Genomic DNA, 17,337 nt, shown 5'->3' on the forward strand with positions numbered 1-17,337 from the left:
ATTCCGGCCGGCGGGCCGTCTTCGTTTAATGCATGCCGCGCGAAGGTGGAAATCGGCTTTTTCGGCGGCGTGAGCCCGGCGGCCTCGAGCGCTCGCCTCCCCGTCACGCGCCCGATTCACGGATGAGCACACCGACGGCGCGGCGGATCACGCGGGCCGCCAGGCTCTCGGCCGTGCCTTCGATCCGCGCCTGCCCGCGGATCGGACGCGCGAGGGCGTGGGGCTCGTCCGGGGTCATGGTCACCGGATAGACGGCGACGGCCGGCACGAGCCGGTGCCTGGCATCCTCGACCACCGGGATGCTGCCCTCGTGGACCGCCGCCAGCGCGGCCACCGCCAGGTCCTCGGCCGCCGTCCGCCCGACGGTGGCGAGCGTGACCCGAATAGCGGAGAGCCTCGGCTCCTCGGGGATGAACACCCCGCGCGCGCCGGGCGCGATCCGGCGCATGTCGGCCTCCTCGACGTAGCCCTGCAGTTCCGCCTCCTCGCGCGAGACGACCCGGCCGAGGATCGTGCGCGGGTTGACCCAGGCGCCGTGGACGAGGCCCGGGTCCACGTCGAGCAGGACGCCGGCGAAGGGCGCCGAAACGATGAGCTCCGACAGCTGCCGCACCAGGGCGACCTCGGCGGCGCGCTCCGCGGCGAGCTTGCTTTGGAGCACCTGGATCTCGGCCCTGTCCGTCGCCTCGGCGGGCGAGCGCGCCAGACGCAGGGCCAGCAGCTCCGCGCGCCGGCGCACCCTGCGCAACTCGGCCTCGAGGTCGGGCGAGGACAGGACGAAGAGCGCTTGCCCCGCGGCGACGGCGCTGCCACGGGTCGCGAGCACCGCATCGATCCGCGAGGGCTGCGGAGGATAGAGCGTGCTGTCCCGCTTGGCCGCGAGCAGGGCCGGTACGGTCACCGAGGTGGACAGGGGGACGAACGCCCCGGCGGCGCACAGGGCCGCCACGCCGGCCGTGATCCAGGCCCGGGGCCGCTTGACCAGCACGATTCGTCCCTCCCAGAGAACCCTCAACTCCTGGGCGATCGGGCGCGCGATGAACCACACGATCTCGACCAGGAAGAGGATGACGCCGAGGACCTTGAAGGCCATGTGGTAGACGAGCAGCGCGATGCCGAGAAAGAGGAAGAAGCGGTAGATCCAGATCACCCAGGCATAGACCGTCATGGCCGCCAGCGTGCGCGCCGCCAACGCCTCCGGTGGGGGCGCGCCGACACCGAACAGCAGCTCGCGCAGTCGCCAGCGACCCACCGCCATGGCGCGGGTCTGCAGGTTGGGTATGCCCACGCCGTCGGCCAGCATGTGGTAGCCGTCGAAGCGCATGAGCGGATTGAGGTTGAGCAGAAGGCTCGACAGGATGCTCGTGGTGGCGACCAGGAAGGCGGCGGACCGGGCGAGTCCGTCGGGCAGGAAGATCCAGGCGAGAAGCGCCAGCACCGCCAGGATCAGTTCGGCCAGCACGCCAGCGGCGTCGATCATGAAGCGCTGCCGACGGCTGCGAAGTCGCCAGGCATCGCTGAGGTCCGAATAGAGAAACGGCGCCAGCACCATGAACGCCACGCCCATGCTGGGCACCCGCACGCCGTATCGCGTCGCCATCGTCGCGTGGCCGAGCTCGTGCACGCTCTTTACCGCGGCCAGGGTCAGCCCATAGGCGGCCAGGCCCTGCAGGTTGAGGAAGCCGAGCCCCGTGCTGACCACCATGTCCCACCGCCGCGCCACCAGGACCATCGCCACGACACCCAGCGCGGCGAAGATCGCCAGCGAGGCGGGCGAGAAGAACAGGGCTCCGATCCAGCGATGGCGGTCGAGGAACCGCTGCGGCCGGACCAGCGGGATGGTGAAGAACAGGTAGTTGTGGACGAGGCCGACCAGCCAGTGGTGCCGGCGCGACCGGGCCCGCTCCGCCAGCCGCGCCCCGGCCCGCGGCTCGAGGGCGAGTTCGTGCATGGACAGGAACCGGGCGAGATCGGCGACGGCCCGGGGGTCGGGCTCGCGCGCGCCGCGCCGGCGCATGGCGGCCGCCAGCTCCTCGACCGTTCCCGGCGCCCAGGAGGCGAGCATGTCCAGGACGTCGCGGCCGATCTGGAAGAAGCGGTGACGGACCGGGTCGTGGATCACCCAGCCAGGTTCGCCGGACGGCAGCGTCGCCCCCGCATGGATCTGCAGGTCCGGCCGCAGGGCCGGCAGGAGCAGGGGCTCCGACATTTAGAGGCCCAGATGCTGGCGCGCCGCGGTGAGCGGGCGCCGCAGCAGCAGGTATGCGAGCGAGACGGTTTCGCCGCGCACCTGTGCGGTGCCCCGGTATCCGATGCGCGGCATCGCGGCGGAGCCCTCGATGCGGGCCCGCAGAATGAAGGCGAGGCCGCCGCCCGGCACCGGCGCCGCGGCGAAGGCCGCCTGCTCGACCGTCCCCTCCAGGGGATCCAGCGGATCGGCATCCAGGTACACGCGCACCGGGGCGCCTTCCCGCGCGAGGATCGAGTCCTTCACGGGAAGGTCGATGCGCAACTCGACGTCCTCCGGGCGCGCGATGCTCATCAGCCTCTCGCCGACCGCCACGGGCCTGCCTTCGAGATCCTTGCGGCTCTGGAACACCGCGACGCCGGCCTTGGTCGCCCGCAGCTCCGCGCGGTCGAGTGCATCGCGCGCCGCGTCGCGCTCGACCTCCGCCAGGCGCAGCTCGCTCGTGGCGACGGCCAACTCGCGGCGCGCCGCACGGTCGTCGAAGGCGGACTGGGCCAGCCGGCGCTCGCGCGCCTGTGCCACCGCCACGTTCTGCTCCGCCACGGCGAGGCGGCCGCGCAGCGCGGTGTCCGCGAACCGCACCAGAACGTCCCCTGGCTTCACGGCGGCGTTCGGCTCCACCGCGATGGTGCGCACCACGCCGTCGATGGCGGCGGTCACCAGATCGGGGTCGCGGGGAACGACCTCCACGGGGGCGAGCGCACTCAGCGGCACGGGGACGGCGCCGAGCGCCGCCAGCGCCATCGCGACCAGCGCCGTCGCAAGCCCCTGCCACCGCCCGCCACGCAGGCGGCGCTTGCCCTCCAGAGCGAGCCAGGCATGGGCACAGCAGGCCGAGAGCCGGCCTGCGAGGGCCACGTCCTCGTCGCCCCAGGGCGTCGAGCGCGCCAGCAGGACGGCGCCGAACACCGTGCCTCCGGGCTCCACCAAAGGAGCGAGCATCAGGTGCGGGAGAGGATACTCCTGCCAGTCGGGACCCTCGAGCGCCTCCCTGCGAACGATGCGCGGCCTGTCCTCGTCGGGCTCCACGAAACGGCGGGCCAGGGCGGAGACCGCGACGATCAGCGGCGCATTGCGCTCGACGCTCGACACACCGGTGACCGCGAGCACGTCCTGGCGGCGGCGGTGCAGCCTCACCACGAAGATCTGCTGCGCGCCCACCACCGTGCCCCAGTCGGTCGCGACGAGGTTGGCGAGGAGTTCGGCATTGGCGGCCGAGCGCATCGACGCTTCGAGATGCAGCACCACCTGGAGCGAAGCGACCGCGGAGCGCAGCGCGTCCTCACGGGGCAGGTCCAGGCTTTCCGGCGGGGAGGACCGCAGACGCTGCTGCGTCATGTCAGCGGCTCCCGCCGTCGAAGCGCGCCGCCCCGCTCATCCCGTGCCGGACGTTCGGCTCCTGCTCGGTGAAACGCCCGAAGAGCTTCACCGTCTGGCTGACGGGGTCGACGACGGCGGCGATGCGCTGGACGACCGCGCCATGGTCCCGGCCGGTCTCGTCGATGGCGAAGCGAAACGCCATGCCGGGGCGCAGCCATGCCATCCATCGGGACGGCGCGATCAGCTCGATCTCCAACCGTCGATCGTCGACGATTCTCAGGAGGGGCTGGGACGGCGAGGCGACCTCGTGCTCGTTCCCGGCCTTGTCGGTGACGACGCCGTCGAAGGGCGCGCGAACTTCGCAGGCGGTCAGCCTGGCCTGGCCGGCGGCCAGATCGGCCGAAGCCTTCTCGAGCCGGGCGGCAGCCATGGCCACGTCGCGCGCGCCCGCGGCCTTGAGGCGCTCCATCTCGCGGCTGCCCTCGTGCGCGATCCTGGCCGCCGCGACGTCGGCCCGCGCTCCGTCCACCTCGGCCCGGAGCCGCGTGCAATCGAACGCCACCAGCACGTCGCCCGCTCGGAAGGCCTGTCCTTCGCGAAAGGAGAAGGACACGATCCGCGCGGCGATCTCGCTCGTGATGGTCGCCTCGGCGACGGAGCGGACCACGCCCCTGGCCCGTGTCTCGAGACCGTCGTCGTCGCCGGCGAAGGCACGCCCCGCCGCGAGGGCGACGACGAGGGCCATGACGAGGCCCTGGAGAGGGCGCCAGCGGGTCCCCGCACACAGGGGAACGAGGCTGGTGATGCCCTCCCGCGCGGTCATGACGGACCGACCGGGCCGCGGCGGAACGCGGCGGCCAGCTCTGCGAGGGACATGTCGGATCCCTGCGGATAGGGGTCGCGGCCCATTGCCGTCAGCACGCCACCATAGGCCGCCTGGGCATCGGCCACGGCGACGTCCAGCCGCGCCCTGGACAGCAGCGCGTTCAGTTGCTCGCGCACGAGCTCGTTGTCGCCGGTGATGCTGGTGGCGGCGGAGGCCTGGACCTGCGCCAGCAGCTTGCGCTGGGTCGCCTCGTACTGGGCCAGCGTTTCGGCGCGCTGTCGCGCCAGGTCGTAGCGCAGCCGGCTGACGTGCACCTGCAGCGCGACGCTCGCCACCGTCGCCTTCACCCGCTCCTGCGCGAGCGCCTCGCGGGACTCCTGCTCGGCCTTACGGGCGGGGTAGCTCGCCAGCCGCAGGAGGTTCCAGCTCGCCTTCGCGCCCCAGGACACCCAGTCATTGGCGAAGGTGTAGCTGTTGGAGGTGGCGTTCGGCCCCGCCGTGAGCGTGATCCCCGGCAGGAGCTCGAGCAGGGCGGCGGTGGCCTCCCGCTCCTCGATGCGCTGGCCATACAGGGCGCCGCGGATCTCGGGACGCTGGCGCAGCGCCTCGGCCAACGCCTTTTCCGGCGTGGCCGGCAGGGCCGGGAAGCGCAGCCCGGCGGGGCGGACGAGGCTGAACCGGGTGCCAGGCGGCAGGTTCATCAGCGCTGCCAGCTGGCTGCGTGCCGTGGCGACCTCCTGGTGGATCTGCTGGACACGCTCGGTGAGCTCGTGCAGGTCGCGCTGGGCCGACAACGCGGCCAGCGGCGAGGCCTGGCGGTTCTCCACGAGCTTCTCGGCCTGGGCCACAGCTCCCTTCACACGGCCCTGCAGAACCTGCAGTTCGCGCCCGACATACTCCGCCGCCAGGGCGCGCCAGTAGGCCGTGCGGACCTCCTCGATGACCCGGGCCATCACCCTGCGCCGCTCCTCGCGGGCCAGCAGCACACGGTCGCCCGCCTGCTCGGCCCTGACATAGGAGAGACCCAGGTCGAGAACGTTCCAGGAGATCTGCAGGTCGCGCGTGAACAGGTCGCGGTCCTGCGAGGTGTTGTTCTGCAGATAGCGCTGGCCGGTCTCGAGCGAGCGGCTGTAGCTGCTTTCGAACTGGTCGCGGCCGGCATAGCCGGCGTTGGCCGCCAGAGCCGGCAACATCGCGAGGTTCGCCTGTACCAGCTGCCGCGAGCGGACCGTCTCTTCGAGGAGCTGGACACGCGTGTCGAGATTGTACTTCACGGCGCGGGCCATCGCCTCGGCGAGGTCGATCGGCCGGGTGACGGGAACCTGTTCCTGCACGGTCGCGTCGAGCGCGGACCGCGCCGCATCGCCGATGGCGGACGTCTCGAGCGGTTCGGGCGCGAGCGTGCAGGCCGAGAGGCCCATCAGGAGGCCGACCGCGGTCATGGCGCCCGCGCCCCGAAGCCAACGGCGCCGGAGCGACGGCCAGGCGTCGGCGGGCCCCTTCCCGCTGGATGTCGTGACAGTCTTCGTGGGATGCAGGCGAGCAACCGGGGCGGCGCTGGAAATGATGTGCACGGGAAAGACCACAATCTAGAGTTTAGTATCGTCAAATCAGGATTGTTGTCTTTTTTGTGTAAGTGACGCTGTCGCACATGACAACACCGCGTGAGATCCTATCGCGAAAGTTTTACGGGATCATTTATCGTTTCAAAACGCGAATGAAGAGCCGTTTCTACCGTCAATGTCATTTTTCTACTTTCAGTTGCAATTTCCCACCTGCGCGGTCTCCCAAGCCGGTGGCACGCGCTATGAATGGTGCCGTCGCACCCCTGTCCGGAGCCTGCCCATGACCGCATCGCCATCCGCCCCTGCCGCCCCCCTCGCCCGGTATGCCGCGTTCAAGCGGATGGGCGACTTCGTCTTCCTGTCCGGCATCATCGCCGTCGATCCGGCGCGGTCGCTGGTCGTGTCGGGCTACGACGACATTCCACCCGAGGCGCAGGCGCTGCTCGGGCGCACCGGGGAGATGTCCGTCGACATCAAGGAAGGCCCGATCCTGGCCCAAAGCTGGTGGGTGCTGGATCGCATCCGCGCCACGATCGAGAGCGCGGGCGGCTCGATGGCCGACGTGTTCAAGCTCGTCCAGTATTTCAGGGACCTGCGCGACTACCCGCACTACAATCGCGTGCGGAAATCGTTCTTCCCGACGGATCCGCCGGTGAGCACCGTGGTGCAGGTCACGGCGATGCTGCCGGACGAGCGGGTGCTCGTGGAGGTGGAGGCGACGGCCTACCTGCCGCAGGGCCGGTAGCGAGCCGGCTCCTGCGCCCGGCACGAACCCTGCTTCGCTCGACCGCGTGGAGATGGGCGGAGCCTGGCATGAGTGGACGTTACGACATCGCGGGGTTGAAGGCGCGGCTGGGAGGCATCCGCGTCGAGGAAAACCCCGCTCTCGTCCGTCAGAAGAGTCGCGACTTCTTCTGGTACTCGCCGCGCCTGAAGCGGCAGCTCGATGGCGTGACGGGCGACATCGTCGTCTCGCCGAGCAGCGAGCAGGAGGTCGTCGCCACGCTCGCGTCTGCCTATGAACTAGGCATTCCTGTCACGCCACGAGGCACCGGCACGGGCAACTACGGCCAGGCGATGCCCCTGTCCGGCGGGATCGTCCTGGATCTGTCCGGCTTTGCCGGGGTCAAGTCAGTCCAATCCGGCCGGGTCGTCGCGGAACCGGGCGCCGTGCTCTCGGCCATCGACGCCGTGACACGGCCGCAGTCGGGCCAGGAGTTGCGGCTCCATCCCTCGACCTACCACACGGCGTCGGTCGGCGGCTTCGTCGCCGGCGGCTCGGGCGGGGTCGGCTCCATCCGCTGGGGCGGGCTGCGCGACTTCGGCAACATCCTGCGCCTGCGGGTCGCCACGATGGAGGCCACGCCGCGCCTGCTGACCATCGAGGGCGAGGACCTGCACAAGGTCAGCCACGCCTATGGCACGAACGGCATCATCACCGAGGTCGAGATGCCGCTCGCCCCGGCCTATGGCTGGCTGGACGTCATCGTCGGGTTCTCGTCGCTCGAGGCCGCGGCGGCCTTTGCGAACGCGCTCGGCGAGCAGGACGGCCTGCTCCTCAAGAACCTGGCCGTGGTCGGCGCGCCGGTTCCGCACGACTATTTCCCGCGCCACCGCAAGTTCATCCCCCGCGACAGCCACGTCGCCATCGTCACGGTGGCCGATTTCGCGCTCGGCCCCATGCTCGCCTTCACGGGACGCTGGAAGGGCGCGCAGGTGCTGTTCCGCCAGGACACGACGAGCGCCGAGGACCTGAAGGGCCTGCCGCCGGGCTTCGAGCTCGCCTGGAACCACACGACCCTGCGGGCGCTGCGGGTCGATCCTTCGATCACCTATCTCCAGGTTCTCTACCCCTTCCCCAACCAGGTGAAGCTCGTCGCGGCCATCCATGAGCGGTTCGGCGACGAACTTCCGGCCCATCTCGAGTTCGTCCGCTTCGACGGCAAGATCACGTGCTTCGGCCTGCCGCTGGTGCGCTTCACCAGCGAGGAGCGGCTCGTGGAGATCATGCGGATCCACGAGGAGATGGGCGCCGTGATCTTCGATCCGCACCGCTACACCCTCGAGGAAGGCGGCATGAAGCAGACGGACGACGTGCAGCTCGCGTTCAAGAAGGAGGCCGATCCCAGGGGCCTCCTGAACCCGGGCAAGATGATCGCCTGGGAGGATCCCGCCTACGACTACAAGTCGGGCAAGACCTATCTCTTCAAGGGCCTCGGGGAGACCGCCGGCTGATGCGGATGCTCGTCGTCTACTGCCATCCCTGCCCCGATAGTTTTTCGGCAGCGTTGCGGGACCGGGTGCTTTCGACCCTGCGGGGCGCCGGCCACGAGACACGCCTGCTCGATCTCTACGCCCAGGACTTCGACCCGGTGATGTCGGATGCCGAACGGCGCGACTACCACACCCCCGGCATCAACGAGGAGCCGGTGGCGGCGGACCTCGCCTTGCTGCGCTGGTGCGAGGGCCTGATCTTCGTCTATCCGACCTGGTGGTACGCCCAGCCCGCCATGCTCAAGGGCTGGCTCGACCGCGTCTGGGTGCCGCACGCCACCTTCACGATGCCCGACGAGAACACGCCGATCCGGCGGGTGCTCACGCATATCCGCGTCCTCGGCGTCGTCACCACCCTGGGCTCGCCCTGGTGGTGGTGGACCTTCGTGATCGGGGCTCCGGGGCGCAAGATCATCCTGCGAGGCCTCAGGGCGCTGATGCACCCGTCCTGCCGCACCCATTGGCTGGCCCTGCACAAGATGGACACCGCCACCGCGAAGCAGCGTGAAGCCTTCCTCGACCGCGTCGAGCGGGAGCTGTCGCTCATCGATTGCGAGGTCCAGCCGCAGGCCCTGACCATGCTGGGCGTGTGACGGCGCAGGCGCACCGTCAGCGGCTGCCGACGACCTCGTCCAGTTCGGCATAGTCGGGCAGGGTCGTGTCGATCGGCCGGCCGGCCCTCAGCACGGTCCGGTCGGCCTGCGGGCGCGACAGCCACTCGCTGAAGGACCGGGCCTTGAACAGCACGAGGTCGGCGGACACTCCGGCCCGGATCCGTCCGGCCCCCGGCAAGGCCATGATCTCGGCCGGGGCCGAGGTGACGACCCTGGGCCAGTCGCCGATCGGATGGTCGAGATGGGCGATCCGCGTGGCCTCGCGATACACCTCGACGAGGTCGAGGTCGCCATAGGCATAGAACGGATCGCGGGTGTTGTCGGAGGCGACCATCACCGGGACGCCGCGCGCGGCCAGCTCGTGCAGCAGGGTCACGCCCCGGCGCCGCGGTGTCTGGGCGGGGCCGCGGCTCTGCAGGTACATGTTGCACATGGGCAGGGACACCACGGCCACGCCGGCCCGCGCCACGAGGTCCATGGTGCGGGCCGCCTCGTCCTCGGCCTGCATCGACAGGGAGCAGCAGTGGCCGACCAGGATCCTGCCGGCAAACCGCGTCGCGATCGCGGTTTCGGCGATGAGCCGGAGCGAGGTGGCCGTCGGGTCCAGCGTCTCGTCGACATGGAAGTCGAGGTCCCATCCGCGCTCGTCGGCGACCCGGAACAGCCGGGCAAGGCCCGCCGGCATGTTGGGCGCCATGTAGGTGACGGCACCCAGGATGTGGCCGTGCTCGGTCACCATCTCGATCACTTCGGACAGCAGCGTGTCGTCGAGGGCAAGGTCGGCCCCGAACAGCGGCGAGGCCTCGAGCGCGATGCGCCCCGCCCAGCGGTCCTTCATGGCCCCGAACACGGGCCAGGACACCTTGGTCTGCCCGGGGCGGCTGTCGATGTGGGTGCGGATGCCGACGGTGCCGTGCGCGTAGGCGCAGCGCAGGGCGAAATCCATCCGCGCGTCCAGGTCGGACGCGGACCAGTTCGCCTCGCGGTCGGCCAGCACGGCCGTGAGCGCGCCCATGAAGGTGCCGTCGGCGTTGCTGCTGCGCGGCCAGATGTGCCCCTTGTCGAGATGGGTGTGGCAGTCCGCGAACCCGGGCAGGACCATTCCGCCCCTGAGGTTGAGCGCGGGCAACGCGATCGACAGCGCCGCGCCGGGCGGCGTCACGGCGGCCACGCGGCCCTCCGCGATCGTCAGGTCGGCCCGCACCGTGGCCTCGCCCGCCACCGGCAGGCCGCCGCCCTCGACGAGGCAGGCCGGCAGCGTGGCGTCGAGCAGGCGATAGGCCGGTGCGTCCGGCACCGCCGCGAAGCCCTGGCCCATGTCAGTTCTCCCGCTTCACGGCGCTCTCGTGCCAGCGGCGCAGGAGCAGATGCGCGACGAAGCTCGTCGCCAGGAAGATGGCCACGCCCGTCATCGAGATCATCACCAGCGCCGCGAACATGCGCGGGATCTTGAGCTGGTAGCTGGCCTCGAGGATGCGATAGGCGAGGCCGGACGCGCTGCCGCCCGATCCGGCCACGAACTCCGCGACGACGGCACCGATCAGCGCCAGGCCACCCGAGATCTTCAGGCCGCCCAGGAAATAGGGCAGCGCCGCCGGAAGCTTCAGGTAGCGCATGGTCTGCCAGCGGGTCGCGCCGTAAAGCTGGAACAGGTTGACCAGGTTGTGGTCGGCGGAGTTCAGCCCGAGGATCGTGTTCGACAGGATCGGAAAGAACGCCACGATCCATGCGCAGATGAGCAGCGACAGGTTGATGTCGCCCACCCAGATGATGATCAGCGGCGCGATGGACACGACCGGCGTGACCTGCAGCACGACGGCGTAGGGAAACAGCGACTTCTCCAGCCACTTGGACTGTGTGAAGACGACGGCCAGCGCCACGCCCACCGTCACGGCGGCGATGAGGGCCGCGAAGGTGATCCGCAGCGTGATCCACAGCGCGCCCGACAGCGTGCCCCAGTCGGCGACGAGCGTCTGGGCGATGAGCAGCGGGCCGGGCAGGATGTAGGACGGGATGCCCTTGATCCGGACGATCGCCTCCCATGCGGCGAGCGCGAGGCACCCGATGGCGACGGGCGCGAGGATGCTCGGCCAGGTCGACACGGGGATGCCGAGGACGCGGCGCTCGGTGACGAAGACGGGGCGGGCCTCGGCGTCGGTTCCGTCGTGCGGAACGGAGGCCGGCAGGACGCTGTCGCTCATAGCGCGATGGCCTTCTTCAGGGTCTCGGACGCCACCCGGCACAGGTGGGCGTACTCCGCCGACGTGCGGAACAGGTCGTCGCGCGGATAGGCGGCGTCGACGGTGAGGTCGGCCATGACGCGCCCGGGTCGCGCGGCCATGACCACGATGCGCTGCGACAGGTAGACGGACTCGAAGACCGAGTGCGTCACGAACACCGCCGTGAAGCGCTGGTCGGCCCAGAGCCTCAGGAGGTCGTCGTTGAGCCTGTGCCGCGTGATTTCGTCGAGCGCGGCGAAGGGCTCGTCCATGAGCAGGATGCTGGGATGGGTCACCAGCGCGCGGGCGATCGACACGCGCATCTTCATGCCGCCCGAGAGTTCGCGCGGATAGGCCTTCTCGAAGCCCTTCAGCCCCACGAGCGCGAGCATCTCGGCCGCGCGCTCGTCCGCCTCGCGACGGTTCATGCGCTTGAGCACGAGCGGCATCGTCACGTTGGCGAGAGCCGTCGCCCAGGGCATCAGCGTCGGGTCCTGGAACACAAACCCGAGGTCGCGCTGCGGGCGGCCGTCGGCGTCGTGCACCGCCGTCGGCCAGTCGATCGTCCCGGCACTGGGAGCGCCGAGACCCGCGATCATGCGCAGCAGCGTGGACTTGCCGCAGCCCGACGGGCCGAGCAGGCTCACGAACTCGCCCTGGGCGAGATCGAGATCCACGTCGCGCACAGCCAGCGTTCCGTTGGCGAACTGCTTGGAGACGCGGCGGATGGAGACGAGCGCCCGCGAGGCGGGCGCCGCAAACGAGGGCTCTGCGCTCACCGGATCAGGCCTTGCCGATGCCTTTGTTGACGAAGTCGAGCATGTAGGCCTTGCGCACGTCGAGCCCCTTGGGGAACACGCCGGCATCGGCCATCTGGTCGTAGAAGTGCTTCCAGCGCTCGTCCGTCATGGCGCCGATCCCCAGCGTGTCGGCATCGCCCGAGCGCACGATGCCCTTCTCGTTCATGACCTTGATGGCGTAGGCGATCTTCTCGTCGTCCATGTCGGGGTTGTCCTTTTTGATCAGGACGTTGGCGGGCTCGGCGGCCGCGCCCCCCTTGATGTACTCGGCCCAGCCCTCGAGCGAGGCGGACACGAAACGCTGCACCAGGTCCTTCTTCTCGGTGACCATCTTGCGGGAGATGTTGATGGTCGTCTGGTAGGCGTCGTAGCCGCTGTCGGCCAGCAGGTGGACGATCGGATTGACGCCGGCCTTCATGATCGCGAACGGCTCGGAGGACAGGAAGCCCTGCTGCGAGATCTGCTTGTCGGCCAGGAAGGGCGCCATGTTGAAGGTGTAGGGCCGGATCTGCTCGTCGGCGAAGCCGAACTTCGCCTTCAGGAACGGCCAGTAGCTGGTGCGCCCGCCGGCCGCGATGAGCACCGGCTTGCCCTTGAGGTCGGCGAGCTTGTCGTTGCCGACGCCCGGATGGGAGATGAGGACCTGCGGGTCCTTCTGGAAGATCGACCCGATGCACAGGAAGGGCAGGTCTTCCTTCACGTAGTTGATGGCTTCGAAGCTGTTCGACATCGTCATGTCGACGCGTCCGCCCATCAGCATCTGCGAGGGCGACTGCTGCGGCCCGCCCATGCGGATGTCGGCGTCGATGCCGTACTTCTTGTAGATGCCGTTGGCGACGGCCAGATAGAAGCCGCCATGTTCGGCCTGCGCCCGCCAGTTGGTCTGGTAGCTCACCTTGTCCAGCGTCTGCGCGTTGACGCGGGCGCCCGGGACGGGGATCAGCAGGGATGCGGCGGATCCGCCGATGAGGCCCAGCGCGGCGCGGCGGTCGATGCGGTACTTCATGCTCGTCATGGCGATCCTCCAGTCGGGTCCGGCAGTCGCCGGCGCATGACGGCTGGTTTGCAACGGTCGTGCCGGCCTAGGCGCCCCGCCGAGGACACGAAGCCGCAGGTCGGCTGCCGCCTTCGTGTGCATCCGCCCAAACCATGAGCATGCGGCCGCCAGGCGCGGCGCGCTGCCGCACGGCCCGGCCGGGTACGCTTCTTGCTCCGGGGAGGCATCCCGATCGATCGAGGTTGCACCATGACGTCCCAGAAGCTTGCCACGGCCACAGCGGCGAATGGCTCGGCCATCGATGCCGTTCTCGAAGAGCTCGGAGACGTGCCCGTCGTCACGGAATCCACCGTCGTTCGGCGGCGGTCCCGGGACTTCTTCTGGTACAGCCCCATCCTCAACGAGCAGCTGACCGGCAAGTCCGCCGACATCATCGTGGCCCCGCGCGACGAGGCCGACGTGATCCGCGTGGCGGCGGCCTGCGCCCGCCACCGCGTGCCGGTCACGCCCCGCGGCGGCGGCACCGGAAACTACGGCCAGGCGGTTCCGCTGCAGGGCGGCGTCCTGCTCGACATGACGGCCCTGTCCGCGATCGAATGGCACAGGGAGGGGGTCGTCCGCGTCGGGACCGGCGCGAAGATGCACGACATGGACGCGCAGACCCGCCCGCACGGCTGGGAGATCCGGCTCCACCCCTCCACCAAGCGCACGGCCACGATCGGCGGCTTCGTCGCCGGCGGGTCCGGCGGCATCGGCGGGGTGACCTATGGCGGCCTCCGCGAGCCCGGCAACATCCTCGCGGCGCGGGTCGTCACGGTCGAGGAGCAGCCGAGGATCATCGAGCTGCGGGGAGACGCGGCGCAGAAGGTGAACCGCGCCTACGGCACGACCGGCATCATCACGGCGCTCGAGATGCCCCTCGCGCCAGCCTGGACCTGGATCGACGTGGTCGTCGTCTTCGACGATTTCTTCGATGCGGCCCAGGTCGGCTACGAGGTGGCGCTGGCGGATGGCGTCATCAAGAAGCTGGTGACGCCGATCGCCGCGCCGATCCCCGAGTATTTTGGCGCCCTGAAGCCATCCTGCCCACAGGGGAAGGCCATCCTGATCTGCATGATCGCGGAAGCCTCGATGGAGACCTTCCGCGCCATCGTCGGCAAACGCCGCACCATCACGCTCGAACAGCCGGCCGACGAAAGCCCCGGCAAGGTTCCGCTCTACGAGTACACCTGGAACCACACGACGCTGCAGTGGCTGAAGACCGACCGCAGCATCACCTATCTCCAGTGCCTCTATCCGCACGACCGGATGATGGCGTCCGTGCGCGAGATGGTGGAGCTGTTCCCCGACGAGGTGATTCCCCATCTGGAAATGATCCGCTTCAACGGCCGGGTCAGCTGCAGCGCCCTGCCGATCGTGCGCTATTCCACGCCCGAGCGCCTCGATGAGATCATCGCGATGCACGAGGCGCGCGGCGTGTTCATCGCCAACCCGCACGTCGTGACGCTGGAGGACGGCAGCCGGCACAAGCGCGTCGAAGCCGACCAGCTCGGCTTCAAGCACGAGGTCGATCCCTACGGCCTGCTCAACCCGGGAAAGATGCGCACCTTCGTCCCGAAGGTGGCCTGACCGTGCGCATCCTCTACGTCTACTGCCATCCCCTGCCCGAGAGCTTCCATGCCGGCCTGCGGGCGGAGGCGCTGGCGGGCCTGGCGGAGGCGGGACACGAGGTCGACCTGCTCGACCTCTATGCCGAGGGCTTTGATCCCGTCTTGTCTGAGGAGGGGCGCCGGTTCTATCACGACACCGCACGCAACCGGGCCGGCCTCGAACCGCACATCGATCGCCTGATGCGGGCGGAAGGCTTCATCGTCCAGTTTCCGACCTGGTGCTTCGGCTTCCCCGCCATGCTGAAAGGTTACTTCGACCGCCTGTTCATGCCGGGCGTCGGGTTCGACATCTCCGATCCGGCGAACGTCCGTCCCCTGCTGGGGCATATCCGCAAGGTCGCAGGCATCTCCACCTACGGGCGCCCGCGCTGGCGGGCCATCGCCATGGCGGATCCGCCGCGCAAGATGGTGAAACGCTATCTGCGCTGGTATGTGGGACCGCGCGCGACGGTCGACTATCATGCGCTCTACCATATGAACGTGGCCACGGCCGACCAGCGCGAGGCCTTCAAGCGCCGCGTGCGATCGGCCATGGTGCGCTTCTGACCTCCTCCAACCGGACACTCGCCATGCCGCACCGCTTCTGGGGTGAATTGACCACCGTGGATTTCCACGGGCTCGACCCCGAGACCACGATCGCCGTCCTGCCGATCGCCGCCATCGAGCAGCATGGGCCCCACCTGCCCGTCTGCACCGACACGGCCATCGCCGAGGGCATGGTCTCGGAGATGCTGTCGCGGCTTCCCGAGGACCTCAACGTGCTGGTGCTGCCGACCCAGGCGATCGGCAAGTCGAACGAACACTTGCGCTCGCCCGGAACCCTCACGCTGACGGCCTCCACCGCGGCCGCGGTATGGACCGAGATAGGCGAGAGCGTGGCCCGGGCCGGTGTCCGCAAGCTGGTCATGGTGAACTCGCACGGCGGCAACGCGGCCCTGCTGGAGGTCGTCGCCCGCGAACTGCGCATCCGCTGCCAGATGCTCGCGGTCCACTCGGCCTGGAGCCGGCTCGGCCGCCCGGCGGGGCTCTACACCGCCGAGGAGGACATGGTCGGAATCCATGGCGGGGATGCCGAGACCTCCCTCATGCTCCACTTCCGTCCGGACCTGGTGAAGATGGACAAGGCCCAGAACTTCGCCCCGACGACCATCGAGATCGCCAGGACCTTCTCGATCCTCCGGCCGACGGGCGTCAACGCCTTCGGGTGGATCGCGCAGGACCTGCATCCGGACGGAGCGGCGGGCGATGCTTCCCTCGGCACGGCCGAGAAGGGACGCCTCACGGCCGCGCACCAGGCCGAGGCCTTCATCCGGCTCCTGAAGGACGTGGCCGCCTTCTCGCTCTCGCGGCTGGCCTGAGGCCCGCTTAGTGAAGGCGTGAGCCACGCTGCCGCAGGAGATCCTGCAGGCTGCGCATCAGGGTGAGGTGCTGGTCCTGCAGCGCCGTGCGCTCCGGATCCGGGACGGCCTCGTAGTCGACGGCGAAGGCGATGCCCTTGAACATGTGCTCACCGATGGCGAGTTCCACGTCCGGCGCGGCGCCGTTCAGGACGACGACGCCCTCGAGCTGGCGTGGAAGCCGGGTGGGCCGCTGTTGGGTGGATGGCATGGGCGTCTCCGTACCATGCTCTTGAACAGCAAGCTTGGCTGGCGGGCCATCGGGATGACTACGGTGTCGCAATCTTCCCGATGCGATGCCGCGTCGCCTACCAGGGCGCCGGCTCGAGGACGCCGCGGCTGGTGAGGACGATCCAGCCACGGCCACGCCGCTCGATCGATTCGACCCGGCCCAGCCCCGGAACGGACTGTCCCTTCGCGATTTCCAGCAGACCCGCGGGACCCTCGACGAGTGCGACGCCGCGACGGACGTCGTGAACGAGCCAGCCGGTCAGCACGGGCCGCTCGGACGTCTTGGCCTGAACGGTCGTCGCGCCGTCCGACTGGGCGGGCGTCGACACGCTCTGACGGGACGCGATCGAGCCCGTCGTCGTGGGTGTGAGGCTGGCGCGCTGCTCGGCCGCATCCAGGCGAGCGCCGATGTCGCGGACAGCGTCCTCCATGCGTCCGACCTGGACCGAGAGCTGGGCGATCGCGGACGAGGGATCCCGGGCGGCGAGCTGCGAGAGGCCCGACGTCGCCTCCGTGCGCCCACGCTCGACGACCTCGCGCAGGGACGCGATGCGGCGCTCGAGCGCCTGAACGTCGGCCGCGGCCGCGAGCGTCGCCGTTTTCGCGTCGAGGGAGGCGAGCGTCCCGCGCAGGACGTCGAGGTCGGGCGCCGGCCGCGAGGCGACCGGGGCCGCCGCCTGGGGCAGCATGCGGCCGGCCAGGGTCCCGGCGGCGACCGCGAGCAGCACCGCCACGCCCGTGGAGGCATGGCGGCGGACGAACTCGACCGCGAAGGCGTTGAAACGCGCGCTCCAGGAGGGAGGCCCGCTCTCGCGGAGGTCGGGCCGGCTGGCGAAGGCGGCGGATCGCCTGCGCGCCGCGTCCGCATCGCCGGACGACGCGGCGGCGGGGCCGGCCTCCGCGGCGGCAGGCGTTTCGGCCGCAGGCGGGGTCTCGACGACGGTGCCCTCGATGAGGGCCGGCGGCTTGGCCGGACGGTGGCGGCGGACCGGAGAGCTTGGGCTCATGGCGACTACCCGAGGTTGAAGATGTTTACGCATCATCAACCCTGTTTCTTAACCAAGTCCTTACCAGCGCCCTCCGTCCGCCGGCCGTTGGCCCCGCGATTGCGCGAATGGACCCGACGGCGGCTCAACTGGCTCCTCCAGGGTCAATTGTCGTTCCGTCCCGGTACGC

The 17,337-nt window shown here is 69.7% G+C and carries 16 protein-coding genes; 6 read left to right on the forward strand and 10 right to left on the reverse strand.

Features of this window, described 5'->3' with window-relative positions; translation table 11 throughout:
- Nucleotides 1–103: 103 nt before the first annotated feature.
- Genes Q0Q47_RS00705 through Q0Q47_RS00720 form a run of 4 tightly spaced genes read right to left on the reverse strand, consistent with a single transcriptional unit; the run spans nucleotide 104 to nucleotide 5,836 of the window.
- Nucleotides 104–2,209, reverse strand: a complete 2,106-nt coding sequence (locus tag Q0Q47_RS00705) for a site-2 protease family protein (protein WP_293853291.1) — start codon at nucleotides 2,207–2,209, stop codon at nucleotides 104–106.
- Nucleotides 2,210–3,586 (reverse strand): HlyD family efflux transporter periplasmic adaptor subunit, encoded by a 1,377-nt coding sequence (locus Q0Q47_RS00710; protein ID WP_293853292.1) that lies wholly within the window; start codon nucleotides 3,584–3,586, stop codon nucleotides 2,210–2,212.
- 1 nt (nucleotide 3,587) lies between these two features.
- The gene (locus tag Q0Q47_RS00715) at nucleotides 3,588–4,391 is read right to left on the reverse strand and encodes an efflux RND transporter periplasmic adaptor subunit (RefSeq protein WP_293853294.1); all 804 of its coding nucleotides are present in this window, start codon (nucleotides 4,389–4,391) and stop codon (nucleotides 3,588–3,590) included.
- Complete coding sequence (locus Q0Q47_RS00720) at nucleotides 4,388–5,836, reverse strand: TolC family protein (protein WP_293853296.1); 1,449 nt, start codon at nucleotides 5,834–5,836, stop codon at nucleotides 4,388–4,390. The genes Q0Q47_RS00715 and Q0Q47_RS00720 overlap by 4 nt, the downstream gene beginning before the upstream one ends.
- Before the next feature lie 403 nt (nucleotides 5,837–6,239).
- On the opposite strand from Q0Q47_RS00720, the gene Q0Q47_RS00725 reads away from it, so the two are divergent.
- The 3 genes from Q0Q47_RS00725 (at nucleotide 6,240) to Q0Q47_RS00735 (ending at nucleotide 8,826) form a co-directional block, all read left to right on the forward strand.
- Nucleotides 6,240–6,704, forward strand: coding sequence for a RidA family protein (locus Q0Q47_RS00725; protein WP_293853298.1), 465 nt, complete (start codon nucleotides 6,240–6,242; stop codon nucleotides 6,702–6,704).
- A gap of 68 nt (nucleotides 6,705–6,772) precedes the next feature.
- Nucleotides 6,773–8,194, forward strand: a complete 1,422-nt coding sequence (locus Q0Q47_RS00730; protein WP_293853300.1) for an FAD-binding oxidoreductase — start codon at nucleotides 6,773–6,775, stop codon at nucleotides 8,192–8,194.
- Nucleotides 8,194–8,826 carry an NAD(P)H-dependent oxidoreductase gene (locus Q0Q47_RS00735; RefSeq protein ID WP_293853301.1) on the forward strand — a complete coding sequence of 211 codons (633 nt, stop codon included), beginning with the start codon at nucleotides 8,194–8,196 and terminating at the stop codon, nucleotides 8,824–8,826. The genes Q0Q47_RS00730 and Q0Q47_RS00735 overlap by 1 nt, the downstream gene beginning before the upstream one ends.
- Before the next feature lie 16 nt (nucleotides 8,827–8,842).
- On the opposite strand, the gene Q0Q47_RS00740 is transcribed toward Q0Q47_RS00735, so the two are convergent.
- Genes Q0Q47_RS00740 through Q0Q47_RS00755 form a run of 4 tightly spaced genes read right to left on the reverse strand, consistent with a single transcriptional unit; the run spans nucleotide 8,843 to nucleotide 12,881 of the window.
- Complete coding sequence (locus Q0Q47_RS00740; protein WP_293853303.1) at nucleotides 8,843–10,165, reverse strand: cytosine deaminase; 1,323 nt, start codon at nucleotides 10,163–10,165, stop codon at nucleotides 8,843–8,845.
- 1 nt (nucleotide 10,166) lies between these two features.
- Nucleotides 10,167–11,048 (reverse strand): ABC transporter permease, encoded by an 882-nt coding sequence (locus Q0Q47_RS00745; RefSeq protein ID WP_293853304.1) that lies wholly within the window; start codon nucleotides 11,046–11,048, stop codon nucleotides 10,167–10,169.
- Nucleotides 11,045–11,845: an ABC transporter ATP-binding protein gene (locus Q0Q47_RS00750; RefSeq protein ID WP_293853306.1), complete on the reverse strand. Its 801-nt coding sequence runs from the start codon at nucleotides 11,843–11,845 to the stop codon at nucleotides 11,045–11,047. The genes Q0Q47_RS00745 and Q0Q47_RS00750 overlap by 4 nt, the downstream gene beginning before the upstream one ends.
- A 4-nt stretch (nucleotides 11,846–11,849) precedes the next feature.
- Nucleotides 11,850–12,881: an ABC transporter substrate-binding protein gene (locus Q0Q47_RS00755; protein WP_293853308.1), complete on the reverse strand. Its 1,032-nt coding sequence runs from the start codon at nucleotides 12,879–12,881 to the stop codon at nucleotides 11,850–11,852.
- Between the two features lie 231 nt (nucleotides 12,882–13,112).
- On the opposite strand from Q0Q47_RS00755, the gene Q0Q47_RS00760 reads away from it, so the two are divergent.
- The 3 genes from Q0Q47_RS00760 to Q0Q47_RS00770 are packed head-to-tail and all read left to right on the forward strand — an operon-like array spanning nucleotide 13,113 to nucleotide 15,891.
- Nucleotides 13,113–14,492: an FAD-binding oxidoreductase gene (locus Q0Q47_RS00760; protein ID WP_293853310.1), complete on the forward strand. Its 1,380-nt coding sequence runs from the start codon at nucleotides 13,113–13,115 to the stop codon at nucleotides 14,490–14,492.
- 2 nt (nucleotides 14,493–14,494) lie between these two features.
- Entirely contained in the window at nucleotides 14,495–15,079 is a 585-nt protein-coding gene (locus tag Q0Q47_RS00765; protein WP_293853312.1) for an NAD(P)H-dependent oxidoreductase, read from the forward strand.
- 23 nt (nucleotides 15,080–15,102) lie between these two features.
- Nucleotides 15,103–15,891: a creatininase family protein gene (locus Q0Q47_RS00770; protein WP_293853313.1), complete on the forward strand. Its 789-nt coding sequence runs from the start codon at nucleotides 15,103–15,105 to the stop codon at nucleotides 15,889–15,891.
- Between the two features lie 7 nt (nucleotides 15,892–15,898).
- Here Q0Q47_RS00770 and Q0Q47_RS00775 read toward each other — a convergent pair whose 3' ends face one another.
- A complete protein-coding gene (locus Q0Q47_RS00775; RefSeq protein ID WP_293853315.1) occupies nucleotides 15,899–16,141 on the reverse strand; it encodes a hypothetical protein in 243 nt (80 codons plus the stop codon).
- 97 nt (nucleotides 16,142–16,238) lie between these two features.
- Nucleotides 16,239–17,168: a hypothetical protein gene (locus Q0Q47_RS00780; RefSeq protein WP_293853317.1), complete on the reverse strand. Its 930-nt coding sequence runs from the start codon at nucleotides 17,166–17,168 to the stop codon at nucleotides 16,239–16,241.
- Nucleotides 17,169–17,337: the final 169 nt, after the last annotated feature.

It is taken from the genome of uncultured Alsobacter sp. (genome assembly GCF_945952055.1).
In the GTDB taxonomy this organism is placed as follows: Bacteria; Pseudomonadota; Alphaproteobacteria; order Rhizobiales; family Beijerinckiaceae; genus Alsobacter.